The following is a 26,323-nucleotide window of genomic DNA, read 5'->3' as shown; positions in this document are numbered from 1 at the left end:
ATATCTATCAGGATGATCCGTACTGCGATGAATATCGACGCGATCGAACAACGTTTGGGCATCAGCCTGGAAACCATCAAAGAATTTTGCCAAAACTGGAAAATTCAAAAATTAGATCTATTCGGTTCCGTGTTGCGAGATGACTTTACAGATGAAAGCGATATCGATTTTTTGGTGACATTTGACCCCGAAGCCAAGGTCAGCTTGTTCGATTTAGAAGAAATTGAAAATCAGCTTGCAATGATTCTCAAGCGTGAAGTCGATATCGTTTCTCGGAAGGCGATCGAAATTCTGCGCCAATCAGTTCATAATCTTGGTGGAGCGATAGCTTACCCAATTGTAGCTTGATGGCAATTTCCCACAGGCTGGCAATACTGAGATAGACCGTTTCTGCTGTATCAATTGTCTCTCTCAAAGTTTCTGGCAGGCTGGGACTATTAGCTGTGAGCCAGATAAATGTGTGAGTATCTAATAGAAAAGCCATCACCACATATAATCCTGAAAATCTTCCAGGGGTTCGTCAAAATCGTCGGGTAATGGTAAAACAAACATCCCCTGCAAAATGCCAGAACGTCGTTTTTTGCCGGTGCTATTCTCGGAAGTCTTGCGATCGCCGTACTTGGATAGCAAGTAGGTGGCGTAGTTCAAAACCTCTCGCTTGAGTTCTTCCGGCATCTGGGATAAGGTTTGCTCGATCGCCGCATCAACAGTCATCGTTTTCCCTCCTGATTTTTAACCAAAAACATCACCCGTCGCGAATGAGTTTTTCGACTTCCGCTTGGTACTGCATAACCCGCAATCTGGACATCTGGCGACTCCTGAAATAGACTGAGTGAATTAGCAGCCGAACGCTCGACCGAGAAACCGGGTTTCTTCCCCGCCCAAATTGAAATATACTTTAGCCTATCAAATTCTATTCCATTTCCCAATGGGTAAAATGTAAATTGTTATGAAGGGCGATCGCATTCTCTCAATCGGGTTTATAATGCGATCGCCCCGACAGTTGAAAATCCTAAGCCGGACACTTTTCTTTCAGCAGTTGACACACTTCCTCATCCGACGTTTGGGAGAAATTGTTGTACCACAAACCGACGGACAAAAACGGGTGGGGCGTTTCAGTACAGAAAACGCGATCGGCCACATCCTGCAACTCGTCGCAGGTTTCCACCGCCGCCACCGGGACCGCCACCACGATTTCTCGGGGTTGCTGCTGCCGCAGGGCTTGGATGGCCACCCGCATCGTCGCCCCCGTCGCCAAACCGTCGTCGATGATGATGGCGATTTTGTCCGTGACGTTGAGGGGGGGCCTGTCGCCCCGGTACAGTTGCTCGCGGCGGTGGAGCTCCCGCGTTTCGGCTTCGGCGACTGTTTCGATCGCCCCCCGGGATAACCTCAAACTCCTGACAATCTGCGGGTTCAGGTAGCGGACGTCGCCGGATGCGATCGCCCCCATCGCTAATTCTGAATGGCCGGGAACCCCCAATTTTCGGACTAAAAGCACGTCCAGGGGGACATCGAGGATTTGGGCGACTTCGTAGGCGACGGGGACACCTCCCCGGGGCAGTCCCAACGCCACCGCGTCGGGGTTGTTCCCGTAGGTGGATCTCAACTCCCGTCCCAGGCGGCGGCCCGCTTCAATTCGATCGCGGAATATCATGGTGGTTCCTCCTATTCTTCGTCGTCAGTTTTGGAGGGAATCGCTTCTTCGGGATCTTCCCCCAGAAAGTCCTGGGGATCGGTGGTGGGGCTGATGGCGATATCCTTCCAGGCTTCGGCTTCCGGCTGTTGCGGCTCGACTTCGCGATTTTGCTCTCGGGTCTGCTCTTGAGCCATAACTGTTCCTCAATTCTTCTCGATATCCCGCCGTCGCGGGTATCGGATCTTTGTCTATTTTGCCTCCCACCGCCTCCGGTTTTCGTCTGGCTTGGGGAAGAGTTTTTCGGTGGCGACGGGCGATCGCAACGACCCAATGCCCAATTGCCGACACAATTTTGTTAGCATGGTTGAAAGGAATATTGCCGATATTGAAATATCAAATCGGCTGTAAAACTCGTCAATTTGAAAGACAGACGATGGTATATTTGTTCCGGGCAGATGGGAAAATGGTGGAGAAGCGATCACTCCCGACAGAATTAAAATTGCCACTATTATAGCACAAACAATTTTGATTTTGTTTAAAGAATTGTAAATAATTTTGATATTTTGGGTGCGTTGCGGTTCGGAAAACCAGGAGATAAATCGATGAAAAGCAGTTGGCTGAAATTGAGTCTGGGGCTGATTTGTGACGCGACAATGGCGGTTATTTTATTTCCCGCGATTGCCCAAACTCAACCCGTCACCCCCGCCGCAGACGGGACGGGAACGGTTGTCGATGTACAAGGAAATCAGTTCGACATCCGGGGCGGTTCCCTCGCCGGGGACGGTCAGAATTTGTTTCACAGTTTCCAACAATTCGGACTCTCGGAAGGGCAGGTCGCCAACTTTTTATCGAATCCCGAAATTCGCAATATTTTGGGTCGGGTCGTGGGCGGGGATGCTTCGATTATCCACGGTTTGATTCAGGTGACAGGGGGCAATTCCAACCTATTTTTGATGAATCCGGCTGGTATTGTTTTCGGCCCCAACGCCCGTTTGAATGTCCCGGGCGATTTTACCGTCACCACCGCCACGGGTATCGAATTTGGGAATAACTGGTTTGACGCGATCGCCGATAATAATTATCGCAGTTTTGTGGGGACTCCCAGCGGGTATTTATTCGCGATCGACCGGCCGGGGGCGATCGTCAACCAGGGCAATTTGACCTTAGATGCCGGACACAATTTGACCCTGCTGGGTGGAACGGTCATCAATACCGGAAATCTGTCGGTTTCGGGGGGTAATATTACCATCGCGGCCGTCCCCGGAGAGAGTCGGGTTCGCATTTCCCACGTCGGACAACTTTTGAGCTTGGAAATCTCCGCCCTGCCGTCGGAAAGCACTCACCATTATCCTATCACACCTTTGGATTTTCCGCAACTGTTGGCGGGGGATGATACCGTCAACGCGAATACCGTCAGCGTCAATACCAACGGCGAAATCGTTCTTGGTCATTCCGAGACGACAGTACCGAATCGGGCCGGAAGTGCGATCGCATCCGGAACCCTTTCGACGGCGGAAACGGAAAGCGGGACGGGCGGAACCGTGGGTATTTTTGGCGAAGCGGTCGCCGTTGTCGATGGCGAAATTTCGGCATCGGGAACCGACGGCGGGGGCAGTATTTACGTCGGCGGCGGTTATCGCGGAAATGGGGATTTTCCCAACTCTCGGACGACGACCATTGACGGTCTTTCCGTCCTATCCGCAAATTCGATAACCGGAGATGGCGGGGATATTGTCATTTGGTCGGACGGAAATACTTATTTTTCGGGAACCGCAACGGCGATGGGAATCAATGGCGGGTTTGTGGAAGTGTCGGGCGAAGGGAACTTGCAGTTTTTGGGGAGTGTGAATGTCGGGGGAATCTCGGGAGAACCGGGGACGCTATTACTCGACCCGAGAAATTTGACGGTTGTGGAAGGGGGCGAGGGTGAAACGACTCGGGAAGGCGATAGTATCGTTAGTACAAATAGTCTGGCGGAATCCGAGGGCAATATTATTTTGGATGCCGACAACGATATTACTGTCGAGGGCGATATTGTTGTCGAGACTTCGGTGGAATTGCGGGCGGGACGCAGTATTAATTTAAAGGCCGATATCGATACGTCCGCCGGGAATGGGGAAATTTCGTTATTCGGCAATCGCGACGAGATGGATGGAAATGTCCGCGAAGCGGGGGCGGCAAATATTTTTCAGGCGGAAGGGACCCGACTGAATGCCGGGGAAGGGAATATTTTTATCGAGTTGGGCGGTTTGGGGGAAGTCGGAAATATCGAGTTGGGCAATTTGACGACAACTGGGGATTTAACCGTCCACGCCAACGGCGGCAGCGTTTTTCGGGGGGCGGGGACTCCTTTGATTGAGGCGGGGAGGGCGAGTTTTATTACTGCTGGAGACGGACAAATCGGGTCGATTTCAGAACCGTTGGGGATTGATGCGGGGAATTTGGAAGCCGCCGCTGGGTTGGGGGGGCTATTTTTTCAGGCTGTCGGCGACGTGACGGTTGGCGGCGTGACGGATGAGTTGTCGGGACTGACGACGACGGGGGGAGGAGAAATCGTCCTGAATGCGGGGGGCGATTTGCGGGTGGCGGAGAATATTTCGACGGCGACGATAGAAGAAGCGGGGAGGACGGGAAATATTACCCTCGATGCGGAAGGGGAAGTGGATACGACGGGAGGGGTTATCGATTCTACTGCTTTGAGTGGGCGGGGCGGGGATATTCAAATAACCGCGACTGACGATATGATGACGGGGGATATTATATCGGGGGCTTTAGGAGTCCGCCGGGAGTCGGCGACAGTCGGCGACGGAGATTTGAACTCCGAAAACCTGCAACCGGGACAACCGCCGCCGCCGGGAGGGAGTCCCCCCAACGGCGGCAATATCACCCTTGCCAGTCGGGAGGGAAATATCGATACGACGGGGGGAGAGTTGTATTCGGGGGCTCTCGCCGGAGAGGGGGGAAATATGACGCTGGAAGCTGCGGGGGATGTCGCCGTCGGAGTTTTGGACGCGGCGGGAGAAGTCGAGGGGGGAAATATTACCTTAATTGGCAGTCCGTGGTGAATAATTGATAATTGATAATTGATAAGGACCCGCCTTGGGTGGGGATGAAGAAACCGGGTTTCTAGGAGGGTTTTTTGTGGGGATGAGAGATGCTGGTAGAAACCCGGTTTCTCGGTTTATCCGAGTTGCTACGGTTTTAACCGCCAACCGGGTTTGACGGTTTGATGTTCCCGGGCGATCGCCAAGCAGTCGTCGGGCACGTCGTCGGTGATGACAGAACCGGCGGCGATGGTGACATCTTCTCCCACGGTAATGGGCGCCACCAGGACGCTATTTGAACCGGTTTTGGTGCGATCGCCGATGGTGGTGTGGTGCTTTTTCACCCCGTCGTAATTGGCAGTAATCGTCCCCGCCCCGACGTTCACTTGTTGGCCGAGGGTGGCGTCGCCGATGTAGGATAAATGGGCGATATTGGTGCGATCGCCGACCGTGGCGTTTTTCAATTCCACGAAATTGCCGATCCGACATCCCGCCCCGACGTCCGCATGGCCCCGCAGGTGGGCGTAGGGACCGATGCGAGTATTGTCCGCGATCGCACTGTTGGACACCACCGAATACAATACTGTCACGTTTGCCCCGATCTGGCTGTTTTCGATCAAACTTCCCGGCCCGATGCGACTCCCCGACCGGATCGCGGTCTGCCCCCGCAAATGGGTTTGGGGCTCGATAATCACATCCGCCTCCAATTTCACCGTATCATCGATGGTGATACTGTCGGGGTCGATCAGCGTCACCCCGGCATCCATCCAAGCCTCCTTCACCCAATCCTGCAAGATGTCGTGGGCGGCGGCGAGGTGGCGGCGGTTGTTGATGCCCATGATTTCCCGGAAATCGTCCACATCCACGGCCATGACGGGGCTGAGGTGGCGGACTGTATCGGTCAAATAATATTCCTGCTGGTCGTTGTCCGCCTTCAGGTCGGGGAGAATTTTCGCCAACGCCGGCCAGTTAAAACAGTATACCCCCGCGTTGATGCGGTGATTTTGCTTTTGGGCGTCGGTACAGTCCCGATGTTCGACGATCTGCTTGACGCGGTTCTGGCTGTCGCAAAACACCCGGCCGTATCCCGTCGGGTTCGGCAGGTTCGCCGTCAAGATGGTGGCAGCGTTGCCCTGTTTTTTGTGGAGGTCCATCAACTGTTCCAGGGTTTCGGGACGCAACAGCGGCACGTCTCCGTTGAGAACCAGCAGATCCCCTGTAAAATCCTCGAGGTGGGGCAGAAGTTGCTGGATGGCGTGGCCGGTCCCCAACTGTTCCTTCTGTTCGACAAATTCGAGATCTTCCCCCGGATAGGTTTCCGTGAGGGAGTTGCGGACGCGATGGCCTTCGTAACCCACGATCACCAGCCGCCTCGACGGCCGCAAACCCCGGGCACTTTCCAAAACCCATTGGACGAGCGATCGCCCCCCTAATTCGTGTAAAACTTTGGGCAGGTCGGATTTCATGCGCGTTCCCCGCCCCGCCGCTAGAATTGCTACTGCTACCATCAAACGTTTTCGGTGTCAGTGTTCAAGTACAGATGCGAGCGATCGCACCCGTGGATTATTTCCAAAAAACCTACTAATTATATTACTCGTTCGGGTTCACTTACACAAAATTATGAATTGATAATTGTCAATTGTCAATTGTCAATTGTCAATTATTCCCCATCGCTTCCAACGGTTTTTCCATTGGGTGGTCGGCTCCAGGGCGGAGGTGGACTGTTCCTGCCGCCGCCGCTCTACAATGGATTCGGCGCGATCGCACAAATTCGGGTCGCGGTAGGGGACGGCGGCGCGGGTTTGCAGGTGTTCCCGTTCCCTCTGGGTCAGGGGGAGCAGGTCCGTCCCACCGAAATTGGCGACGGTCCCGGGGGTGCGACGGCCTCTCGGTTCGGTGGATGCGATCGCCAGTCCCCCTGCCAGGAGGGCGCTTCGGACTGCCGCCGCACAGGAATAGGTCGCCAAGCGTCCGTCGGGTGCGAGGCATTTGGCCGCCAGTCCCAAAAATTCTACCGTCCACAGTTGCGGACAGGCGGGGGGCGAAAAGGGGTCGAGACAGATGGCGTCCGCCCGGAAATTGGAATCATAAACCCGTGGCAATGTTTCCCTGGCGTCGCCGATTAATAATTGGGCATTGAAAAGGTCGATATCAAGGCGAAATTCATCCGCCAGGGTCGCCAAATATTTGGGAATGGGAAAGGGATACTCGTTTAATAACCCTTGGGCGATCGCACTTCGGGGTACTCGCGGGTCGGATTCCAACGCCACGACTTCCACCCGACAATTCGGGTTGACCTCCCAGATGGCGGATAATGCGGCGGCGGTATTGTATCCCAAACCGTAACAGATATCCAATAATTTGATCTGATTTTTTTGGGCTTTTTGGCGCAGTTGCAGGGGCTTAACAAATTTATATTCTGCCTCCTGCTTGGCTCCATAGTGGCTGTGAAAGGCCTCTCCAAATTCGGGAGAAAAAAAGGTGAATGAACCGTCTGCCGTGGGTTCGGGGGAAAAAGAATCGGGTTCGGTCATCGCTCGATTGGGGACGGGTCGTCCGGTTGGCGGGAGGTTTGATGTCGGTGTCGATCTGGAAATTAGAACAGGATCAGCCCAATTTACTCCATTGCTTTAATTATACTCCACTTCGGCCGAGTTGGAAAATTTTAATCTAATTTTCGGGTTTGAATCGGGAATGGATAAACCCGGGCGATCGCCCGGATGTTATACTGCAATTGATTGGCGGTATGACGAGTTGAAATTGCTCAATATTTTTTCATAAAGAATTGTAAATTTTGATGCAAGTGTTCTGGCTATGTCTGGCGGTAACAAGATATTAACAAAAATCGGGCGGTTTTGGGCCGGTTTGTTGGCAACGGCGATCGCCATCTTACTGTTCCAGTCCGCCGTTTTACCCAATGCGGCGCCCCCTTTTAGACGGGGCGACCAACTCGGAGAATTGTGGGGCAATTTGGAACCGCTTGAAATTGTCGAGGAAACCCTCGCGATCGACCTCCGACCTTTGGAAGTCGGCAAAGAAGCCAAAATTACGGCGACCTATTCGATTCAAAATAGAGGTCCATCCGAGTCCGTCGAATTGTTATTTATCGCCCCCAACGCCTTCAGCGATCGCACCTCCGAAACCGTTGCCACGGTGACACTCGATGACGCCCCCATTTCTTATCAAATGGTCAGAGAGTTTCCTGTGCCGGAAGAATGGCAAGTTCCATCGCAAGTTCCGGCGGCTTTTCCTTTCCCAGATCGACCCGATCAAATGTTAAGTTATAACAGCTATGACTTCCGGGGAGAGACGGGATTCAAATTTGTCGCCGAATTTCCGGAAGCACCCAGCCGGCTACAGGTTGCCTACGATATGATCCCGAGTACCCACCAGAGCGGGCGATTTTATTGGGACTATCAAATCGTTTATATTTTGGCTCCCGCGAAGGCTTGGAAAGACTTTGGAACGTTGAATGTGACGGTCAATTATCCCCCCGACTGGCACATTTCCACCACCCTGCCGATGACGGAAACAGAACCCGGTCTGTTGACCGCACAATTTGATGGAATTCCGGCGAATTATTTGGCGGTGACTTCCGTCCCTCCCGACCCTCCAGAAAAACTCGGATATATCCAACAATTGAGTGCAATTATCGGTCAGTTTGGCATCCCGATCGCGATTATAATGAGCTTATATTTTGCGTGGAGAAGTGGAGTTTTTGTGGCCCGTCTTCGTGTTCCGATTGTACTCGGAGGTTTAGTTGTCGTCTCGGCCAGTGTATTCTTTTTTGTATTAATGCCGGGAATGATAACGGACATCAGTGTTGGCTTAAAAAAAAGTTTGATAGCCCACAATAATCTCGGGGAAGCGGTCAATAATTCCTATTATAGGAACTCATTCAAATCAAATGATCGGTCTTTATATTTGTATTTTCGACGCTGGGATAACGATCCCAAAATCCTGTTGAATTTGATGGCATTCAACACGATCGCCAGCTTGGCAATTTTCATTTTCACCTATTGCCGAACTCCGCATCTGAAAAAAGGGTGATTCTATCTCACTCCAAAATCTGAGAATCGGCGATTTTCCAGAGGTTATCTCGGAATCGGAGTTGGTAGCGAACTTGCTGGGTGTTGAAGGTACTTTCGATAACTTTCCCGCCTTGATAAAAGGTGACATCTTCTGTAATTGTTACTTCAATTGTGGCGCGATCGCCCGATTCTGCAAACCGTTCCACGGACTCCAGTTTTTGCACACCGTACTCGTAATATCCATCATTTTCGAGTAAATAGTCGATCGCCTCCAGGGTGTCTGCATACAAACGACTCGTCGTCAGTGCCGCCAGGGTATCGCGATCAAACGGCGGGGCAAAAATACGACTTTTTGCCCTCAACCAATCATCAATTAAATCCGCCGCCCGTCCCAGGCTGAGGGAGGCGTTATTCTGGGCGATCGCATTCGGGGTTTGGTGAAGATTGACGGCGATTTCGGGAGACGCAGAAACCGGCGTTGCCACCATTCCCACCAGCAGGATGACAGCCAAACTCTTCGCGGGTTCCATTGGGCGATCGTTCATAAAAGTCTCGGGGACGTTGAACAAAAAATCAAGCAAGTGGACACACTTCCCCCTCCGAATTAAATTCTACAGTTCGCCGGCTGCCATGTCAACCCCCATCCCCATCAAAAATTTTTTTTTAAAGAATTAAAAATAACTTCTGAGCCCTCCCCTTGCCAAGGGGAGGGTTGGGTGGGGTTCTAATCACCATTCAAACTTTGTCCGAGTTCTCGCAAACGGGCTTCGAGTTCGCGAACCCGTTGTTCGGCGGTTTCCGCCCGTTGTCGTTCGGTTTCCATTTGTTGTTCGGCGGTTTCCGCCCGTTGTCGTTCGGTTTCCGCCCGTTGTCGTTCGGTTTCCGCCTTTTTAGCCAACTCCGTTGGCGTCAGAAAACGTTCGCCGTCGGGGCGGTAAATTGTAAATTCTCCCTCTTGCAATTCAAAGCGAATTCCCAGCCGGGGACTGGTCCAGTTTTCCGGCTGTTCGATGACATCCAACCTGCCATCGGGACTCCGCAGCCAGCCGTTAAAGTCCGGGCGATCGGGATTGAAGATATAATATTCTTCCACCCCATAATGATCGTAGAATTTCAGCTTTTTCGCCATTTCTTTGAGCGTATTTCCGGGAGATAAAATTTCAAAGACAACCTGGGGGGTGATGCCCTCTTCCTCCCATTGTTTGTAAGAACCGCGATCGCCTTTTTGCCGTCCGAAAGCAACCATCACATCGGGAGCTTGGCGGAGCTTGTTATTTCCTTCTTCTGGATACCAGAGCAAATCGCCAGCGATGAAGACATTGGGATCGTCATTGAAGATAATTTCTAGATTTTCTTTGATGACGACAATCCACCGAAATTGTTGAGTATTGTCTGACATTGGTTTTCCGTCACTGTCGGGGTAGATAACGGTTTCTTTGAGTTGAATCATAGCCGGATTTCCTCCGTAAAAACGGGACGAATGACATCCATAAAAATGACAAAAATTCGGGATCACTCCTCAATTTTATTGTAGATCATTTATTTGGTTTTGTCCAGGGAAAACCGAGGAAAATAGGGGGTTAATTTCAGTCCTATCAAACGAGTCTTAACCGGTTTAAATCGGTGCGTCGAAAAGGGTTTATCGCTTCCCTTTGAGCAGATAAGTCGTCATCTCTCCTTTGCCTTTGATTGTAATCGCGCCGCGCCTTTCAAACCGATAGCTATCTTTGAGGACTTCGTAGGTGTCTTCGGTGACTTGAATTTCGTCGGCGATGCCGTGGGATTCCATGCGGGAGGCGATATTTACGGTATCTCCCCAGAGGTCGTAAATGAACTTTTTCAACCCGATCACCCCGGCGATGACGGGGCCGGTGGCGATGCCGATGCGGATCTTAAAATCCTGGTTAGTTTTGATGTTAAAATCTCGGAGGGCGTGCTGCATATCCAAAGCCATATCCGCGATCGCCTCGGCGTAATCATCCTGGGGCAAGGGCAACCCGGAAACGACCATGTAGGCGTCGCCGATGGTCTTAATCTTCTCCAAATTGTGGCGGTCTGCCAGGGCGTCAAATTCGGAAAAAATGCCGTTGAGCAAATGCACCAACTGGCTGGGGTCGAACTTTCCGGCCAGTTCGGTAAATCCGACAATATCGGCGAACAATACCCCCGAATGGGTGAAGCTGTCGGCGATGGTGGTGCGGTCTTGTTTGAGGCGTTCGGCGATGGGGTGGGGTAAAATATTTAACAGCAGGGTTTCCGATCGCTCCTGTTCAATTTTAACCTGTTCGTAGGCCCGTTCCAAGGCGCGGCGGGATTGAAATTCGGACCGCGCCAACCGGTCGTAAAGATAAACGGATAAATTGCAAATCACACAAATCCAGAAAAAGTACAGCACCAGAAAATCCTGGGTCATCCAATCCGCCGGGAATCGCACGTCTAAATTGAAAATAATTCGACTGCCAAAATAGTAGACCAAAACCCCCAGTTGAGAAATCAGGTGTAGCGGCCACAGCACCGGGACGAGGGTGGCTTGGGAAAAGAACGTCAGGGGCCATTCGACGATCGCGGGTTGGGAAATTCCCAGCAATGTCCCGCGAATTTGGGGACTCAGCGTCACCAGCCAAGATAGCAGCAGAAAAATCAATTCCGGACGGCGGCGGCCGATCGCACTTCGCAGCAGGACGACACCAACAATGAGTCCCACTTCCACCACAATTTGGGTGATCAACCACTCAATCCGAAACTGTTGGGGGTAAAATAACAAGTTGTTAAGCTGTGAGATCGAAAAGGTCGAATAGGCGATCAGAGCCAGCCACAGGCCCAACCCCAGGCGTCGGTGCATGAAATGATGTCGCCAGGTTGGATAGTCGGCTGCCTCGATGATGTCGGGACTCCGAAACAGCGGTTTCAGCCGGCGATCGAGCCATGCACCCCAGCCGCTCTCATCCGGGAAATTTTGATTCATGATGGTCTCAACCCAAATCCTCAGAATTTAGCGGTCAAATCAACGTTTAACTATTGTCTCAGTTTTGAACACAAATCGGGTAAACTGTTATTGTGATAGATAATCCTCGCCAACTGGCTTTTTTAACTCTCCGCGATATCCAGCAGCGGGGGGCATTTGCGGATCTCGCCTTGGATGGCAAATTGCGTCGGGCGAAATTGAGCGATCGCGATCGCCGACTGGCGACGGAATTGGTCTACGGCTGCACCCGCCGAATGCGGACCCTGGACGCGCTGATCGATCGCCTCGCCAAAAAACCGGCTCGCCTGCAGCCGCCGGATGTGAGAATTATTTTACATTTGGGACTGTATCAACTCGGTTTTCTCGAACAGATTCCCCCCTCGGCGGCGGTGAATACGACGGTGGAATTGACCAAATATAACAAATTGTCGGGTTTGCGGGGATTTGTGAATGGGGTGTTGCGGCAATATTTGCGATCGGTGGAGGGTGGGAAATCGCCGGAGTCGATTTTGAAATTGCCGGACAATCCGGCGCGGCTGGGAATTGTACACAGTTTCCCGGATTGGATCGTGAAATTTTGGGTGAAGCAGTTGGGAATCGAAGAGGCGGAACAACTCTGCCAATGGTTCAACCGATCGCCGCATTTAGATTTGCGAATTAACCCTATCAAAACTGCTTTGGAAGAAGTGAAAACCGCATTTCAAGACGCGGGAATTGCCGTCAATTCCATTCCAAAATTACCCCAAGGGTTGCGGCTGTCTTCCGGCAGTGGCGCGATCCGAAATTTGCCGGGATACGCGGACGGCTGGTGGACGGTTCAGGATGCCTCCGCGCAGTTGGTGGGGTATGTCGTCGATCCGCAGCCGGGGGAAACGATAATCGACGCCTGCGCCGCACCGGGGGGAAAAACGACCCATTTGGCGGAATTGATGGGGGATAATGGCAAAATTATCGCCATCGATCGCGCCGAGTCCCGTTTGAAACCATTACAGCAGAGCGTGGAGCGGTTACAGTTGCGATCGATTCAAATTGAGGTGGGGGATGCGCGGCAGTTTTCCCAGTATGAGAATACTTGCGATCGCGTACTATTAGACGCACCGTGTTCAGGGTTAGGAACCCTGCACCGGCGATCGGATGCGCGGTGGCGGCAGACTCCGGAGAATATCGACAAACTGTCTCAATTGCAGTCGGAATTGTTGGAGCACACGAGCCGCTGGGTGAAGCCCGGAGGGGTGTTGGTGTACGCCACCTGTACCCTGCACCCGAGGGAAAATCAGGGGAATATCGAATCCTTTTTGAGCCGCCATTCCGACTGGCAAATCGAGGTGCCGGAATTGGATCTGCCGGGGGAATTGACCAAAAAGGGGGCGATCGAGATCTGGCCCCACCGCCGGGATATGGACGGATTTTTTATGGTCAAATTGCGGAGATTTTAACCACTCCAGGCACGGAGGAAACGCAGGGGAGATTGTCGTTGGGCTTTAGCCCTCCCCGGACAAAGGAGAGGGTCGAATCAACCCTCAATTCTGAACTTCCCCATCCGGCATGATCGCCCCCTGAAAATTAGCCCCCTCCAACGTCGCCCCCGTCAGATCCGCCGCATTCAAATCAGCCCCAGTAAAATCGGCATTATTTAACGTTGCGTTCGCAAAATTCGCCCCCCGCAAATAGGCATTTTTGAGGTTCGCCCCGGTCAAATTCGCGCCGGTCAGATCCGCTTGAGTCAGGGCGATCGCGCTCAAATTGGCACCGCCGAGATCCGCGCCGCCGAGGTTGGCACTGTCCAAAAGCGCCCCCTCCAAATTCGCCCTTTTCAAATTGGCATTGCTCAAATTGGCGCCGTTCAAAACCGCCCCAGCCAGGTCGGCCCCTTCAAAATTTTGGCCGCTCAAATCGCAGTCCGAACATTCCTTCGTTTCCAACACCGAACCCGCCCGATTCCCTTCCTGGGGTGGGGTGGAACAGCCGACGCCGACCAAAAGCAACGAACAGAGAGTTGCCGTCAAAACCTGCTTCCGAATTCTCACAATTACACTCCAAAACTAAGCCTAAGATCCCCACGATCGCCGCCAGTCGAACAGCATTTCGATCCAGTCGGACCGGAGCGAACGGCGGTCCCGCACCCAGGCCGCAGCCGTTTGGGGCGCGACCCCGGCCAGGGTGGGCCAGACGGCGGGGAAGTCGGCGATCGCATCCATTTTAAGGCCTTCCCGAATCGCGATCGCGGCCAAATTGATCGACTCGTCCGCCCCCGCCCCAAAAATCGAAGCCCCCAAAATCCGCCCGTCCCGGTGCCCCACCAGTTCGCAAAACCCCGTCGTTTCCCCCAATAAGTGCGCTTTGGGGACGTGCCGGAACGTCTCCCGACTCACCCGCACCCGGTCCCCGTAGCGCCGTCGCGCCTGCTTCTGGGTCAACCCCACCCGCGCCAACGGCGGGTCTGTGTGGACGACCCAGGGGATGCCGTGGTAGTTGACCCTCAGCCGGGGCCAGTAGAGGGCATTTTTGAGGGCGACGCGGGTTTCATACTCGGCGACGTGGGGGAGGGGATATCCCCCCGCGATCGCGCCGCAGGCGTAAATTCTCGGGTTCGTGGTCTGCAATTTCTCATTCAAAACCAAACGGTCCGGGAGGAGTTGCACCCCCGCCCCCTCCAGATTCAAGCCGCCGACCTGGGGCGTGCGCCCCGCCGCCAGGATAATTTCGTCCACTTCCATCGCCCGGTCCCCCGCCTGTATCCACTTGGTGTCCTCAATTTGTCTGGCCTGGGTGACGGGAGTGCGCGTCAGCACCGTCACCCCGTCGGCCTCCAACTGAGCCTGGACCAGAAACGCCGCCTCCGGGTCTTCCCGGCCGAGGATGTGGGGGCCGCGGGTGACGAGGGTGACTTGGGAACCCAGGCGGGCGAAGGTTTGGGCCAGTTCCGCCCCCGTGGGGTCGCCGCCGACGACCGCCAACCGGGCCGGAATTTGGGTCAGCTTGCCGACGGTATCGGCCGACAGGCAACCCGCCAGGGGCAACCCCTCCGCGTCGGGGAGGCGGGGCCGGGAACCCGTCGCCAGCAGGTAAGTGCGCGATCGCAACCGGCGGCCGTTGACGACGAACGACAATTTCGGCTCGGCGGTAAATTCCCCGTTGCCGAAAATCACATCCACCCCCCGGGACGCCAAAATGGCGGAGTCGTAGAGGCTTTCCATGTGGTCGGCGACGCACTCCATCCAGCGGCGGGTCTGGTCCTGGCGCACCAAAATATTGATATTTTCCGACCGGGAGCGATCGTCCTCCCCCTCCCCGGCCCGGGTGGCGGTTTCCCAACTGATGCCGTATTGCGAGATCTCCCGCATCTGGCGGGCGACCCGGGCCACCTGCAACAAAGTTTGGTGGGCGTTCGGGCCGAAAATTTGGCCGGCGACGGGGGCGGGGTGGGGTTCCACCAGGGCGACCCGGGCCCGCATTTGGGTGGCGGTGAGGGCGGCTTGGCGTCCGGCTAGGGTGCCGCCGATGATAACCACGTCGTAATCGAGCATTTTCAGCAATTAACAATTAACAATTAATAATTAATAATTACCCCGATCCATCGGTCATGGCGCTCAAGGGCAACAACGGGCCAGGGCGTCGAGCAGGCGCCGGTTTTCCGCTTCGGTGCGGACGGCGACCCGAAAATAGCGATCGCCGAGTTCGGGAAAACTCAGGCAGTCCCGGATCAGAATCCGGTGCTCCCGGAGCACTCGGGCTTGCAGTTCGGGAACCGGCCATTGTGAGTAGACTAGCAAAAAATTGGCCGCACCGGGGTACGGGTCGAGTCCCGGCAGTTCTTTCAACTCCCGGTACAGTTGGGGGCGGGCGGTTTCCAGCCAGGTGCGAGTCCGGGCCTCGAAGTCCCGATCGCCCAAAACGGCGATGCCGGCGGCGGCGGCCAGGGCGTTGACGGACCAGGGGTCGCGCCACCCTTGCCAGCGGTGCAGGCGCTCCGGGTGGGCGATGGCGTATCCCAACCGCAAACCGGGGAGGCTGTAAAATTTGGTGAGCGATCGCAAAATCACCAGGTTGGGAAAATCGGCCACCTCCCCAATTAAGCTCTGCTGCTCGGCGGGGGGCAGAAAGTCCATGAAGGCCTCGTCCACCACCACCGGGGCGAACCGCTCCAGCAGGGGCAGCAGGGAGTCCCGGGAAAACAGGTGGCCGGTGGGGTTGTGGGGGGTATTGATCAAGAGTCCGGCGGATTTCGGGGCGTCGGCGCCGAGGTCGGACAGCGGGCGGATGTCGCCGTCTTGCCAGATCGGGCGATCGACGATGCGGGCGTCGAAAGCTCTGAGCGATCGCCGGTAGTCCCCGAAAGCCGGGGTCAACAAGTAGGTGGCGGCGGTTTCCGCCAGGTCCCGCCCCGCCCAAGTCAGCAACTCCGCCGCCCCGTTTCCCGGCAAAATCCAGTCCGGGTCCGGGAGGCCGTGGAATCGGGCGAGGGCTTCCCGCAGTTCCCGATAGTCCGGCTGGGGGTAGGCCGCGATCTGCCCGATGTGGGCTTCGATCGCCGCGAGCGCCGACCGGGGCGGCCCGAGGGGGTTGATGCTGGCGGAAAAGTCCAGGATCTCCGACGGGGGACAGTTCGCGACGGACGCCGCCCAGGTCAGATTTCCGCCGTGTTTGGGTCTGCTCATCAGCATTTTCGGCGCGATCGCTCCGATGGACGGATTGAATCTATCAGAGCGCATCGCCGTCACTACTCTGCCACCTTATCTTTGAACATCTTACCGGCGGAGAAGGCCGGGACCCGGGTAGCCGGAATGTCCATCTTTTCCCCGGTCTTGGGGTTGCGCCCTTCCCGGGCCTTCCGCTCCCGGGCTTCAAAGGAGCCGAACCCCACCAGGGTGACTTTTTCCTGTCGGGAAACGGAATCCATGATGCTATCGAGGGCGGCGCTCAACACCGCGTCGGCCTGTTTTTTGGTCACGTCCGCTCTGGCGGCAACCACATCGACTAATTCACCCTTGTTCATCTGAACGATTACTCCTTTTGGTTTGCACGATTCGCCCGACACCGGACGGCGGGCGAAATATTCCTCTTCTGTCAGACTGGGGTGAAACCTCGATTGTTCGCCGGTCCTGATGCCGGAAAATCGTCGAAATGTCCCGGAGTGACAAAAGAGAGAGATAGCACTACGCAGATTGATTGGGACTCTGCCAAAAGCTGAAAAGCCCGTTTCATCAAATTTTGACTTTTGACGCTTCGCGTAGCGCCAGATTGAGGCGGGCGGAACCCGAAATCCCCCGACTGGCGGAGGTTTCACCCGGTTCTCCCCGGCCCTCTGTTTGGGGTCGCTCCGTCGGGGATGTGGCAAACGCCGGCCCGGGCTTTGGGCATATCGCCCAGAACCCCCACGGAATCTGACTTGCACTGATTTATTCTAAGGTGTGAAAGCCGGCTATGGATCGTCCGACCCCCGAATTGACCGGGATTTGGGGGGATTTTCCACTTTTCTTTAGATGTGAGGGCAAAAAAATGCCCCTCCGATTAGCGATCGGAGGAAAACGAATGATCAATTGTCAACTCTCAATTGTCAATTATCCTACCGGCCCTGGATCATCCGTTGGGCGTCGGGACTGACGTTGTACTGGTAGCCGTAGGGGGAGCGATCGGAATCGTCGAGGATGTTCGGCGTCACCAACACGACCACTTCCGCCCGCTCGTTTTCTGAGGTGGTGCTGCGGAACAGGGCGCCGATGATGGGCAAATCGCCCAACAGGGGAATCTTGCTCACGGCTTGCCGTTCCCGCTCCTGAATGATGCCGGAAAGGATTAGGGTCTGACCGTCCCGCAGGCGGACCAGGCCGGAGTCCAGACGGCGAATCAAGGTTTCCGTCGCAAAACCGCCCTGGTTGTCCGTTTCGATGCGTTCGCCCACGGCGCTGACTTCGGGGTTGATCCGCATTGACACGAACCCGTTATCATCAACTCGCTCGACGTTGACCGAAACGGTCAGACCGATATCTTCAAACGTCGGATCTCGGTTGACCTGGGGACCGGCGACGGTGTTGACCGTTTCCACGTCGATCGATTTGACGATGTTCTCCACCAAGTTCACTCTCGCCGTTTCACCTTCCTGGACGACCAAGGTGGGATCGGTGAGGATCTTGGCATTGCCACTCACGATTTGAGCTTGCAGGGTGGAGAGGAAGCGCCGGGGATACTGGAAGAAGGGGAATTGGGCAAATTCCACCGATCCCAAACCCGTCAATTCCCCGGTGTTGAGATTTCGGGTAAAAGGTGTGTACTCGGAAATGCCGACCTGGCCGGGTCGGTCGGTGACGGGCGAAACCGGTCTCAAGCCGATGCCACCGCCGGGGGCCGTCAGCGGAGTGCTGGTGGTTCCGTCGCGATCGAAGAATGGATCTGCCGAATCGAGCAAAATGCCATCGCTCGTGCGATTTTCGATGATCGGTCGAGAATTAATTCCACCCGTCGATAAATCCCGGCCCGGAGGATTGAAACCGCCAAAGTTGACGGCGGCGGCACCGCCGTCATTGACGAAGAACGTATCGTTGATACCGAAGGAGAAGCTGCTGTTCTGGGTCGCTTCGCCGGAGAGGTTGATGTCGATCACCTTGACGTTAACTGCCACCTGACGCCGGCGCAGGTCGAGTTGCATCAACAGGGCAGTTGCGATCTCAACTTTTTCGGGAGGTCCCACCAGGGTAACGGAATTCAGGCGGGGGTCGGCTGAAACTGATAACCCTCGAAGCAACAGAGGCCCTTGTCCCTCTGTTGCTCCCAGAGCGATGATTCGGGGGGTTGTTGTTTCCACAACCCGTTGCAGTAGACCCTGACCGACGACTTGAACTTGAGTTTGATCAATTTGAATTTGAGTTTCAGCCCCCTGGGTGCTTAAATAGCCAGCAGCACTCTCTGCCTGTGTCTGATTCAGCCGCAGAGTTCGCATGACTACATCTTGTGCAGATTCAGGAAGTTCGGGACCGACAAAAACGGTATTTCCAACTCGGTTCGCCTGCAGTCCCGTCAGACGGAGAACATAGTTAAAAACGTCTTGGACTGGCTCATTTTCAATATCCAGTGAGATGGTAAATTCCTCTTCCTGCTCTGAGGGCCGAAAGCGTCCTTCATCATCTTTTTCCAAATTACTGAAGGCGACATTGAGTCCGGCGACTCGCGCCAACAGGGATAAGACTTCTCTCACCGATGCGTCTCGCAACACCAGACGGGGGATGACTTCGTTGCTGTTGAGGTTGATATTGGAGACGGCGGGATTGACGTTGGAAACGGCGATATCGCCCAAGGGCGGGGCGACGGCGCGGGGTTGGAAGGGGGGAGCCGGATTAGGGTCTCGGCGCGGTTGCAGGGGCGCCTGACCGGGCTGCTGTGGGGCCAGGTTGGGGTCGGGCATGAGAATTTCTTCGCCCCCCGCCTGGTTGGGGACGGCCGGACGCCCGCCGATGTTCACATCCGGGTCCGGAACCATCACGTTGGGGGAGTCGGGAACCGGGGGGGGAGTCGCCGGAGCTTGAGCCACGGCACCCGGTGCGATCGCGATCGCAATTCCATCCGTCGCACCCTGGATAATTCTGGCGTCGGGAGATCCATTGCTTCCAGTTACGATCACCCGGACGCTGGTGGGGTCCAGTTGGCTGACCATGATCGACGAAATGCCGGGGGCCGGGTTGTTCTGCTGAAACGAACCGTTGGGCGAGTTGAGTTGGGTGTTGATAATATCGGCGACAAAATCATTCCCCCGGCGGATGACGAACACTTCCGGGCGTTCCGTCCCCTCCGTCACCAGCACCAGGTTAATTTCGCCGTTGTTCGCCTGCACCAACTGCACGTCCCGCACGACAGTAAACGCCTGGGCGGGAGCCTGGGCCAGGACGATCGCGGCGGCTCCGGCGATCGCTCCTCCACCAAATCCTAAAATCTGTTTCACATTCCCTCCTCACATTGGAAAGTGGCGGTTTTACGTTTATTTATAGATGGGTTTAAGGGTTTAAGTTAACAAATCATATTCGATGGAGCGCGATCGCAACAACTGTACACCCTACGCAATCTAAGGACGGCATTCCCGAAACCCGCCGGAACGCCTGAGCCGATGCGCTGCCCCCCACCCGACTCCCACAATTCTCGCCAGATTGAGTGATGGAAGACAGGTTAGACCATTTGACACCACCTGTCAACCGGAATTTTTACCGGGGGAAAGTGGGGCGTTGGGTAGGGGGATTTTAGATTTTAGATTCTCCTGGAGCTTCCTGGAGCCTCCTGGAGCCTCTGTGCCCCTGTGTCCAAAAAAAAGAGCGATCGCTCCTTTCAGACGCGATCGCCCCGTTATCAGGTCGATAACCGGCGATTATTTTTGTTCTTCCTCTTCCGCTTCCTGGGCGGCTTGGAGTTTGGCATCCAACTCCTCCTGACTCAGGGGGAGCAGGGCGTGCAGGTCGAAGGATGTCTCGATCCGCCGCTGGGGCTGGTCTGCGAGGGGCACGAACTGGCCCTGGCGGTATTCTCCCCGCACCTCCGGCGATCGTTCCATCAGTTCCGACTCGAAATTTCGCACCACCAACATCGGCTGCATCCGCTCCAGGGCGATCAGAAAATCCCGGGTCTGCTCGAAACTGCCCTCAAACTCGACCTCGTATTCCCGCCGTCTGAGTTTGCCGTTGACTTGCGAACCCAGGGAACCATCATCGACGATCTTCTCATATTCCCCATTTTCCAATTCCACCGGCTCGAATTTCTTAATCTGGGCTTTGAGGGCATCATCCTCGATACCCGCATTGATTTGATTGAGCTGTTCGTTCAAATCAAACATCAGGGTATTCAAAGTCGCCTCGTCAGCAAACAGGGCCGTGACGTTAGTCCGACGCTGTTTCGCTTCCTCCAGCTCCCGCTCCGCCTGCTCTCTCTTGAGCAGTTTTTCGTTTTGTTGCTCGATCTCCTGCTGCTTGGTTTGAATGTCGGCATTGAGGTTGGATCCCCGTTCCATCGCCGGGAGCACCAGTTTGAAAATGCCGGCCCCCGCCAAGAGCAATCCCACCACCGCGATCGCGATCCCGATGGTTTTGGAGGTCAACTGCAATCCGAACAAATTCGGGCCGGATACCTCCTCCTCTTCGGTTTCGGGAATGAATTCATTTGCTGCTGTCATTTGGAATAACCTCCTATGATTCGGATAACCTGACTCGCATCAGGCGGGGAAACGCTTACGGTTGAATCACGCCCTTTTCCTGCAGGGTTTCGATCCGGTTCACCAGTCCAGCGGCGTCGTTGCTTTTCAACAGGGGCAACAGTTCCGAGGCCTTCGCCGAACTGAGGGCGGTCTCGATCTCGTATTCCACCACCGGCTGCAATTCCAGGTCGGTTTGTCTGTCGCCGCCATCGACGACCAACTGGATAGGGTTGTCTTGCAGTTCAGCCGCGAGCAGTTTGGTTTTTTCTCCGTCAAAGAAAGGAGACTGATTCAGCAGGAGAATAAAATCGTTGAGCTGACCGAAAGAACTGGCGAACCCTTCGATCTTGACCGTGGCGGTATTTCGCGGCGGTGGCGGGGGGGCTTCTTCGCCCTCTTTGGCCGCGGCGGGTTCCGCGGCGGGTTCCGGTTCGGTTTGTTCGATATTGGCGATGCGGACGCCGGCAATTTGCATCAATTCAGCCACCTCCTGGCTCAGGGCAGACCAGGGTTTGATCTCGTTGAAGACTGTCGCCAGGGCGTCGGCTTCCTCGTTGGTTTGTTTGGTTTCGTTGTAGATCTGTTCGAGTTCGTTAACTTGACTGGTTTTCTCGCCCAGTTGCGCTTGTAGGGCCTCCACTTCCTTCTGAAGTTGGGCATTGCGCTGGTTGAAGACGAACCAAACTCCCCCCACCAGAGCGTTGAGAGCGATCGCGGCTCCCACTCCGATCAGGATCGGCTTTTGGTCGATCGGTTGCCCCCCGCCGCCGGGTGTGGGCTTCGGTTTCGTCGTGGGCTTGTAGTCCGGGCGATCGTTGAGAAAATTAATATCCAGGCTGTACATGGTACTATAACCTCTTGCAAGACTGTCGTGGGATGTCCGAGCGGCCGGGGCGTCCCGGTTAGCTGACCCGCAGTCCCAAACCCAAGGCCACTCCCAAACTGGCACGTTGTTCGACGGGAATTTCGCGATCGTCGGCGGAGATCCCGAGGGCTTCGATCGGATCGACTTGGGTGGCGGGCATGGCGAGACGCTGCATGAAAAACTCGTCGAGTTGTCCGATCGCAGCACCCGGACCGGCGAGGAGAAGCTGGGCAATTTCCAACCCGTCGCTCTGATTGATGTAGAAGTCAATCGAGCGGCGCAGTTCGTCGGCCAGCTCTGCTAAGACTTTAATAATGGCATTCGTCCCCGGATTGGGATCGCTCAATGCTCCCATTGTATCAGTCACGGGAAGGGTCATGGCTTGCAGCTCGCTCACGTCCCGGGAGGGGGGCAGGTTCATGGCGTTGTTGAGGGCGCTCTGCACCTGGAACAGTCCGATGGGGATGGTGCGGTTGAACTGGGGCACCCCGTTGACGACGATCGCCAATTCCGTGCTGTCGAATTCGATGTCGGCCAAAATCGCCGCCTCGTTGGAGGAAAACTGTTCGAGCTGATTTTTGAGGGTGCGAATCAGGGCGAAATTGCTGACTTCTAAAATATCCACCTGCAACCCCGCCTGCTCGAATGTGTCGAGGTAAGTATCGGTGACTTCCTTGCGGGTCGCCACCAGCAAAACCTGCACCTTTTCGATGCCGTCTTCGTCCACAAATAAGTCCAATTTCTGATAGTCAACGTCCGCTTCTTCCCGGGAAAAAGGCAGGTACAATCCTGCTTCCGCGTCCATGTAATCTTTGAGTTCTTCTTCGTTCAATTCCGCCGGAACCGCGATCAGGCGAGTCACTGCCTCCCGCCCGGGAATGGCGGTGGCGATGCGCTTAGTTTTGATATTGTTGTCGGCGAGGGTCGATTGGATGAGTTCCGACATGGTGGGCGTATCCACGATCTGACCGTCGATCACCACGTCTTCGGGGACGGGCGTGGTCGCCAAGGTGAGCAACTTTAAATTATCCCCCTTTTTGCGAAGTTCGACAATGTGAATTCGCTCCGATGCCAGTTCGATCGCCATTCCCGGCTTGCGGCCGGAAAAAATCCCTTTTAAAAAGCCAACCATAGCTGTTTTTGTGATAAGTTAAGGGAAAAACAGAACTTTTTGATGGCAAGTTCTATTGTCAACGATAACATTTCTTGGGATGGTTCGATGTCGGCGACGGGAGAAGGAGCCGGGAGTCGCGGACAAAGATGATAGAATGCGATCGGATGTGCGGTTCGTTCGATCACGGTTCCGCAGGATGATCGCCGTCGAGACTCGGTGCGATCGCCACCCGTACACCCGCCCTTGAGAGAGCAAAGTGCCATCATGGATGACTCCCACCTGCAGTTGCTTCTCGAAGATCTCAAAAGCCCCGATCCCGCCGTGCGTGACCGGGCGACCCGTCAACTCTGGCGCCTGTGGTTTGAACAAAAAGGGAGCGCCGGTTTGGAACAACTCCGCCGAGCCGAAGACTGCCTCCAAACCGGGGCCGTCTCGGACGCGGAAGCCATTTTAACGCAATTGATCCGAGATCTGCCGGATTTTGCCGAAGCCTGGAACCGCCGCGCCGTCCTCTACTACACCGCCCGCCAGTTCGCCAAGGCCCTGGGCGACTGCGAAGAAGTCGTCCGCCTCAACCCCGTCCACTTCGGCGCCCTCCACGGCATCGGACTCTGCCATGCCGCCCTGGGCAACTACCCGAAAGCGATCGCCGCCTTCCGAAGAGCCCTAGAAATCCAACCCTACTCCCTGGAAAACCAGCGCCTCATCCTCGAATGTACCGCCCGACTGTGAGGAAAGACACGAACAATCAATAGTTATTAATTTTTAACTATCAATTGTTAATTATTGCCAGACTCCAAGGCCAAAGACGAACAATCAATAATTATCAATTATCAATTATTTCCACGCCGGATGGTTGAACAGCGCCTCGATCACCCGCCGGCCTCGCAGTTGGTTGGACAGGGGCAGGTGGCCGGCGGGCGCCTCCAGATTCCAGGTGAACCCGTCGGGGTAGCGAGTCCAGGTACGGCCGCTGCGCCAGCCAATTTTAGGCCAGAATTTGTCCCAATTTTTGCCCGTCCCCAGCCAAATTTGGCGCTGCACCGAATAGCCGAATTGCCCGAGGGAGTGGATCCGCCAGAGGGTGTCTAGGGTTTGCAAGTCAGTCGTCGGAAAGCGCTCGACTTCGGAAAAATAGAGCCAGTTCCGTTGCCGGGATCTCGGGCCAGCCAGTTCGCACAGCTTTTCCAGGGTGAGGCGGTCGGCGGTCTGGAAATTTTCCCGGACGAGTTCCTGTTGGACGGGAAAATAGTCCACCGCCGAGTCCGAGTCGAGGGGGACGACCCCTTTGGGGAAGTGGTCTTGCAGAAATGCCGTGGTTTTGGGGGAATTGGCGGTATAGAGACTTTTGTAAGCTTCCCCTTCGACGGGGGTGGGGGGGTGCGATTTCCGGGAGAGCAAAAATTCCATCAACAGGTCCGAACCCTCCTCCCCGGCCGTCGCCAGGGCTGCGATCGCCTGTAGCTGCGTCTTCTCAGAATCGGAGTCGAGTTGGGAACGGAGTGCGTCGAGATCGGGCGACAAATCCCGTTCGGAGGGAGCGATCGAATCAGTCATAGGAGGGGTTGGAGTTGGGCGATCCAGGATTACAGCAGTTTTTGACGTTCCATCATTGTACAGGGGCATCCGACAGAATTCTACAGGGTAGGGGGTGGGGAATTTTAGATTTGAGATTTCCCGAGGATGCGATCGACCAGGCCGCTGGTGGAACTGGGGATCTCGACGGTCACGAACACGATGCGACCCCCGCAGGCTTGCACGGTGGGGGTTTCGGGCAGGGTTGACCGGGTGTAGTCGCCCCCCTTGACGTAGATATCCGGTTGGAGGGTTTCGATGAGGCGGTCGGCGGTGCGATCGCCGAAAATTACCACCCCGTCCACGGGTTTGAGGGCGGCCAGCACCTCAGCCCGCTGCCATTCCGGCACGATGGGGCGGGGGGGGTAGCCCGGTCGGGGGGGTTTGATGGCGCGGACGGAGCGATCGCTGTTGAGTCCCACCACCAGCGATCGCCCCAGGGATTTGGCTTGGGTGAGGTAGCGGACGTGTCCGGCGTGGATGAGGTCGAAACAGCCGTTGGTGAGCACCAGGGGCCGCCACCGTTCCGGGTGGCGGGCGATCGCCTCGGCTATAGATTGAAGGGAATAGAGATCGTCGGGCATGGTTGGGATCGGTTTGGGGGCGGGGATATTCGGGGGTCGCGCCCCATCTTGTAACGTTTGTTTATGCGATGGTCGAGAATGGCGTCCGGTGGCATACCTTGGAGAAAGGGAGCGATCGCGATCGCGATCGCGATCGACCGGAAGGCCGACACCCAAACATTACACCGGGGGAACCTACCGACCCGCCTTCAATGGACTCAAAATTAACCTATGTTAGTGTAGCCGTAGGTCGGTCGCCACTCCAAGTCAAAGATCAAATGTCCAAACTCGCCCGGTTCCTGGGTCTTTTTTGCGGTGCTTCCTCGAAGTTGGACGGTGTGCGAACGGCTGGCCGAGTTAACCGGCCGATCCGATGGCAGCTCGAACTCATCTCGCCCCTGTTGCGAACACACAATTAGATCACCGAAAGTCCCATGACATCAACAACAAACCGTCAGTTTTCCTTCAAAGCCTCCTGGAGTCTCAAAATCGTCGGGGCTATACTCATTATTTCGGCCCTGGTTGATTATCTGGTGTTGTTATTCCCCCTCAATCTGACCGATCGCAACTGGCTGATCCAGACGGCCAGCAGCCTGGTTGATCGGGGGGTGGTCCCCCTGGTGGGGATGGCGCTGATTTTGATCGGGTATTGGATGGACAGCGTCCTGGCCGGCGCCGGCAAGTCCGGGAAATCTCCCGTCGCCGACCTGCGGTTTTGGGTCGCCATCCTCGCCAGCTTGCTGGGGTTAATGTACCTGTTGCTGTTTCCGCTGCACCTCAACAACACCCGTCTGGCGCGGCGGGATGCCCTGGCTCAAATCAACCAGCAGGCGACCCAGGCCGAAACGGAATTGGAGACCCAGTTGGGCAGCGCCCAATTTCAACAGCAGGTGGAACAGCGCAAAACCCAACTCCGCACCCAACTCGGCAGCCTCCTGCAAAACGAAGACCAGTTGAACCAGGCGATCGAAGAAGGAAACGTCCCCCAGCCAATTCAAGACCTTCTGGAACAGGCGAAGACCGATCCTGGCGTCCTCGACGATTTTTTGGAACAGCAGGCCGATTCCCTCCCCACCCAGTTGCTCACCCAAATTCGCGAACGCAAGGCGCAACTCGAACAGCAGGCGAGACGGCAGTCGCTCAAATCCAGCCTCCAGACCGGAATCAACAGCTTGCTGCTGGCGATCGGTTATATCACCGTGGGTTGGACGGGTTTGAAAGGGTTGGGCCTGACGAATAAGAGCCGCCGCAAGCCGTCGTCTCCGTCGTCGGCGAGTTGATCCCCGAGGCAGTGCGGACGCCGGCGATCGCGAACGGGACACTTCCGATCCCCGGAGGCGGGGCATCTACCGCCGGCG

At 55.5% G+C, this 26,323-nt stretch carries 26 protein-coding genes; 7 read left to right on the top strand and 19 right to left on the bottom strand.

The genetic code is table 11. The features are described from left to right. Positions 1-27: 27 nt before the first annotated feature. Positions 28-348: a nucleotidyltransferase domain-containing protein gene (locus LKE08_RS26495; RefSeq protein WP_324707293.1), complete on the top strand. Its 321-nt coding sequence runs from the start codon at positions 28-30 to the stop codon at positions 346-348. Here the strand turns inward: LKE08_RS26495 and LKE08_RS26490 are convergent. From LKE08_RS26490 to LKE08_RS26475, 4 genes are all read right to left on the bottom strand, one after another. After that, positions 248-484: a PIN domain-containing protein gene (locus LKE08_RS26490; protein WP_324707292.1), complete on the bottom strand. Its 237-nt coding sequence runs from the start codon at positions 482-484 to the stop codon at positions 248-250. The genes LKE08_RS26495 and LKE08_RS26490 overlap by 101 nt on opposite strands. Then, a complete protein-coding gene (locus LKE08_RS26485) occupies positions 484-714 on the bottom strand; it encodes a DUF2281 domain-containing protein (RefSeq protein WP_324707291.1) in 231 nt (76 codons plus the stop codon). The genes LKE08_RS26490 and LKE08_RS26485 overlap by 1 nt, the downstream gene beginning before the upstream one ends. Before the next feature lie 298 nt (positions 715-1,012). Beyond that, positions 1,013-1,657, bottom strand: coding sequence for a phosphoribosyltransferase (locus tag LKE08_RS26480; protein ID WP_324707290.1), 645 nt, complete (start codon positions 1,655-1,657; stop codon positions 1,013-1,015). 11 nt (positions 1,658-1,668) lie between these two features. Then, positions 1,669-1,833: a hypothetical protein gene (locus tag LKE08_RS26475; RefSeq protein ID WP_324707289.1), complete on the bottom strand. Its 165-nt coding sequence runs from the start codon at positions 1,831-1,833 to the stop codon at positions 1,669-1,671. Positions 1,834-2,241: 408 nt separating this feature from the next. On the opposite strand from LKE08_RS26475, the gene LKE08_RS26470 reads away from it, so the two are divergent. Beyond that, positions 2,242-4,704 (top strand): filamentous hemagglutinin N-terminal domain-containing protein, encoded by a 2,463-nt coding sequence (locus LKE08_RS26470; RefSeq protein WP_324707288.1) that lies wholly within the window; start codon positions 2,242-2,244, stop codon positions 4,702-4,704. A gap of 128 nt (positions 4,705-4,832) precedes the next feature. Here LKE08_RS26470 and glmU read toward each other — a convergent pair whose 3' ends face one another. Together glmU and LKE08_RS26460 are read right to left on the bottom strand one after the other, a co-directional pair. After that, positions 4,833-6,191: a bifunctional UDP-N-acetylglucosamine diphosphorylase/glucosamine-1-phosphate N-acetyltransferase GlmU gene (glmU, locus tag LKE08_RS26465; RefSeq protein WP_324707287.1), complete on the bottom strand. Its 1,359-nt coding sequence runs from the start codon at positions 6,189-6,191 to the stop codon at positions 4,833-4,835. Positions 6,192-6,332: 141 nt separating this feature from the next. Then, positions 6,333-7,217: an MnmC family methyltransferase gene (locus LKE08_RS26460; RefSeq protein ID WP_324707286.1), complete on the bottom strand. Its 885-nt coding sequence runs from the start codon at positions 7,215-7,217 to the stop codon at positions 6,333-6,335. A gap of 280 nt (positions 7,218-7,497) precedes the next feature. On the opposite strand from LKE08_RS26460, the gene LKE08_RS26455 reads away from it, so the two are divergent. Then, on the top strand, positions 7,498-8,733 hold the full coding sequence (locus LKE08_RS26455; RefSeq protein WP_324707285.1) for a hypothetical protein: 1,236 nt from the start codon (positions 7,498-7,500) through the stop codon (positions 8,731-8,733). A gap of 7 nt (positions 8,734-8,740) precedes the next feature. Here the strand turns inward: LKE08_RS26455 and LKE08_RS26450 are convergent, their stop codons facing one another. From LKE08_RS26450 to LKE08_RS26440, 3 genes are all read right to left on the bottom strand, one after another. Beyond that, positions 8,741-9,259 carry an ARC6/PARC6 family protein gene (locus LKE08_RS26450; RefSeq protein WP_324707284.1) on the bottom strand — a complete coding sequence of 173 codons (519 nt, stop codon included), beginning with the start codon at positions 9,257-9,259 and terminating at the stop codon, positions 8,741-8,743. A 179-nt stretch (positions 9,260-9,438) separates the two neighbouring features. Then, positions 9,439-10,164 carry a Uma2 family endonuclease gene (locus LKE08_RS26445; protein WP_324707283.1) on the bottom strand — a complete coding sequence of 242 codons (726 nt, stop codon included), beginning with the start codon at positions 10,162-10,164 and terminating at the stop codon, positions 9,439-9,441. Positions 10,165-10,353: 189 nt separating this feature from the next. Continuing rightward, positions 10,354-11,679 (bottom strand): adenylate/guanylate cyclase domain-containing protein, encoded by a 1,326-nt coding sequence (locus LKE08_RS26440; RefSeq protein WP_324707282.1) that lies wholly within the window; start codon positions 11,677-11,679, stop codon positions 10,354-10,356. Between the two features lie 92 nt (positions 11,680-11,771). Between LKE08_RS26440 and LKE08_RS26435 the strand changes: the two genes are divergently transcribed. After that, the gene (locus tag LKE08_RS26435; RefSeq protein ID WP_324707281.1) at positions 11,772-13,115 is read left to right on the top strand and encodes a 16S rRNA (cytosine(967)-C(5))-methyltransferase; all 1,344 of its coding nucleotides are present in this window, start codon (positions 11,772-11,774) and stop codon (positions 13,113-13,115) included. 84 nt (positions 13,116-13,199) lie between these two features. Here the strand turns inward: LKE08_RS26435 and LKE08_RS26430 are convergent, their stop codons facing one another. From LKE08_RS26430 to pilM, 8 genes are all read right to left on the bottom strand, one after another. Then, entirely contained in the window at positions 13,200-13,706 is a 507-nt protein-coding gene (locus LKE08_RS26430) for a pentapeptide repeat-containing protein (protein ID WP_324707280.1), read from the bottom strand. Between the two features lie 21 nt (positions 13,707-13,727). After that, complete coding sequence (locus tag LKE08_RS26425; RefSeq protein ID WP_324707304.1) at positions 13,728-15,206, bottom strand: NAD(P)/FAD-dependent oxidoreductase; 1,479 nt, start codon at positions 15,204-15,206, stop codon at positions 13,728-13,730. Positions 15,207-15,269: 63 nt separating this feature from the next. Further along, complete coding sequence (cobD, locus tag LKE08_RS26420) at positions 15,270-16,337, bottom strand: threonine-phosphate decarboxylase CobD (protein ID WP_324707279.1); 1,068 nt, start codon at positions 16,335-16,337, stop codon at positions 15,270-15,272. Between the two features lie 62 nt (positions 16,338-16,399). Then, complete coding sequence (locus LKE08_RS26415; protein WP_324707278.1) at positions 16,400-16,675, bottom strand: HU family DNA-binding protein; 276 nt, start codon at positions 16,673-16,675, stop codon at positions 16,400-16,402. 570 nt (positions 16,676-17,245) lie between these two features. Next, positions 17,246-19,612 (bottom strand): secretin N-terminal domain-containing protein, encoded by a 2,367-nt coding sequence (locus LKE08_RS26410; RefSeq protein WP_324707277.1) that lies wholly within the window; start codon positions 19,610-19,612, stop codon positions 17,246-17,248. Between the two features lie 417 nt (positions 19,613-20,029). Continuing rightward, positions 20,030-20,827, bottom strand: coding sequence for a pilus assembly protein PilO (locus LKE08_RS26405; RefSeq protein WP_324707276.1), 798 nt, complete (start codon positions 20,825-20,827; stop codon positions 20,030-20,032). 55 nt (positions 20,828-20,882) lie between these two features. Further along, entirely contained in the window at positions 20,883-21,692 is an 810-nt protein-coding gene (locus LKE08_RS26400; protein WP_324707275.1) for a PilN domain-containing protein, read from the bottom strand. 58 nt (positions 21,693-21,750) lie between these two features. Next, on the bottom strand, positions 21,751-22,845 hold the full coding sequence (pilM, locus tag LKE08_RS26395) for a type IV pilus assembly protein PilM (RefSeq protein ID WP_324707274.1): 1,095 nt from the start codon (positions 22,843-22,845) through the stop codon (positions 21,751-21,753). 246 nt (positions 22,846-23,091) lie between these two features. Here pilM and LKE08_RS26390 point away from each other — a divergent pair, with 246 nt between their 5' ends. After that, a complete protein-coding gene (locus tag LKE08_RS26390; RefSeq protein ID WP_324707273.1) occupies positions 23,092-23,559 on the top strand; it encodes a tetratricopeptide repeat protein in 468 nt (155 codons plus the stop codon). A 105-nt stretch (positions 23,560-23,664) separates the two neighbouring features. Here LKE08_RS26390 and LKE08_RS26385 read toward each other — a convergent pair whose 3' ends face one another. Next, positions 23,665-24,384, bottom strand: coding sequence for a GUN4 domain-containing protein (locus tag LKE08_RS26385; protein WP_324707272.1), 720 nt, complete (start codon positions 24,382-24,384; stop codon positions 23,665-23,667). Between the two features lie 104 nt (positions 24,385-24,488). Beyond that, positions 24,489-24,986, bottom strand: coding sequence for an adenylyltransferase/cytidyltransferase family protein (locus LKE08_RS26380; RefSeq protein WP_324707271.1), 498 nt, complete (start codon positions 24,984-24,986; stop codon positions 24,489-24,491). Positions 24,987-25,074: 88 nt separating this feature from the next. On the opposite strand from LKE08_RS26380, the gene LKE08_RS26375 reads away from it, so the two are divergent. Together LKE08_RS26375 and LKE08_RS26370 are read left to right on the top strand one after the other, a co-directional pair. Continuing rightward, entirely contained in the window at positions 25,075-25,203 is a 129-nt protein-coding gene (locus LKE08_RS26375) for a hypothetical protein (RefSeq protein WP_324707270.1), read from the top strand. 196 nt (positions 25,204-25,399) lie between these two features. Continuing rightward, complete coding sequence (locus LKE08_RS26370) at positions 25,400-26,245, top strand: HpsJ family protein (RefSeq protein WP_324707269.1); 846 nt, start codon at positions 25,400-25,402, stop codon at positions 26,243-26,245. The last annotated feature ends 78 nt before the right edge of the window (positions 26,246-26,323 follow it).

The sequence above is a fragment of the Lyngbya sp. CCY1209 genome, from assembly GCF_035615495.1.
Taxonomy (GTDB): Bacteria; Cyanobacteriota; Cyanobacteriia; order Cyanobacteriales; family Microcoleaceae; genus Limnospira.
This window is presented reverse-complemented; position numbering and strand designations above follow the sequence as displayed.

Excerpts from the sequence above, each read along its gene's own strand:
- LKE08_RS26495 (WP_324707293.1), top strand. The coding sequence starts at position 28 with ATGAATATCGACGCGATCGAACAACGTTTGGGCATCAGCCTGGAAACC.
- LKE08_RS26490 (WP_324707292.1), bottom strand. The coding sequence starts at position 484 with ATGGCTTTTCTATTAGATACTCACACATTTATCTGGCTCACAGCTAAT.
- LKE08_RS26485 (WP_324707291.1), bottom strand. The coding sequence starts at position 714 with ATGACTGTTGATGCGGCGATCGAGCAAACCTTATCCCAGATGCCGGAA.
- LKE08_RS26480 (WP_324707290.1), bottom strand. The coding sequence starts at position 1,657 with ATGATATTCCGCGATCGAATTGAAGCGGGCCGCCGCCTGGGACGGGAG.
- LKE08_RS26475 (WP_324707289.1), bottom strand. The coding sequence starts at position 1,833 with ATGGCTCAAGAGCAGACCCGAGAGCAAAATCGCGAAGTCGAGCCGCAA.
- LKE08_RS26470 (WP_324707288.1), top strand. The coding sequence starts at position 2,242 with ATGAAAAGCAGTTGGCTGAAATTGAGTCTGGGGCTGATTTGTGACGCG.
- glmU (WP_324707287.1), bottom strand. The coding sequence starts at position 6,191 with ATGGTAGCAGTAGCAATTCTAGCGGCGGGGCGGGGAACGCGCATGAAA.
- LKE08_RS26460 (WP_324707286.1), bottom strand. The coding sequence starts at position 7,217 with ATGACCGAACCCGATTCTTTTTCCCCCGAACCCACGGCAGACGGTTCA.
- LKE08_RS26455 (WP_324707285.1), top strand. The coding sequence starts at position 7,498 with ATGTCTGGCGGTAACAAGATATTAACAAAAATCGGGCGGTTTTGGGCC.
- LKE08_RS26450 (WP_324707284.1), bottom strand. The coding sequence starts at position 9,259 with ATGAACGATCGCCCAATGGAACCCGCGAAGAGTTTGGCTGTCATCCTG.
- LKE08_RS26445 (WP_324707283.1), bottom strand. The coding sequence starts at position 10,164 with ATGATTCAACTCAAAGAAACCGTTATCTACCCCGACAGTGACGGAAAA.
- LKE08_RS26440 (WP_324707282.1), bottom strand. The coding sequence starts at position 11,679 with ATGAATCAAAATTTCCCGGATGAGAGCGGCTGGGGTGCATGGCTCGAT.
- LKE08_RS26425 (WP_324707304.1), bottom strand. The coding sequence starts at position 15,206 with ATGCTCGATTACGACGTGGTTATCATCGGCGGCACCCTAGCCGGACGC.
- cobD (WP_324707279.1), bottom strand. The coding sequence starts at position 16,337 with ATGAGCAGACCCAAACACGGCGGAAATCTGACCTGGGCGGCGTCCGTC.
- LKE08_RS26415 (WP_324707278.1), bottom strand. The coding sequence starts at position 16,675 with ATGAACAAGGGTGAATTAGTCGATGTGGTTGCCGCCAGAGCGGACGTG.
- LKE08_RS26405 (WP_324707276.1), bottom strand. The coding sequence starts at position 20,827 with ATGACAGCAGCAAATGAATTCATTCCCGAAACCGAAGAGGAGGAGGTA.
- LKE08_RS26400 (WP_324707275.1), bottom strand. The coding sequence starts at position 21,692 with ATGTACAGCCTGGATATTAATTTTCTCAACGATCGCCCGGACTACAAG.
- pilM (WP_324707274.1), bottom strand. The coding sequence starts at position 22,845 with ATGGTTGGCTTTTTAAAAGGGATTTTTTCCGGCCGCAAGCCGGGAATG.
- LKE08_RS26390 (WP_324707273.1), top strand. The coding sequence starts at position 23,092 with ATGGATGACTCCCACCTGCAGTTGCTTCTCGAAGATCTCAAAAGCCCC.
- LKE08_RS26385 (WP_324707272.1), bottom strand. The coding sequence starts at position 24,384 with ATGACTGATTCGATCGCTCCCTCCGAACGGGATTTGTCGCCCGATCTC.
- LKE08_RS26380 (WP_324707271.1), bottom strand. The coding sequence starts at position 24,986 with ATGCCCGACGATCTCTATTCCCTTCAATCTATAGCCGAGGCGATCGCC.
- LKE08_RS26370 (WP_324707269.1), top strand. The coding sequence starts at position 25,400 with ATGACATCAACAACAAACCGTCAGTTTTCCTTCAAAGCCTCCTGGAGT.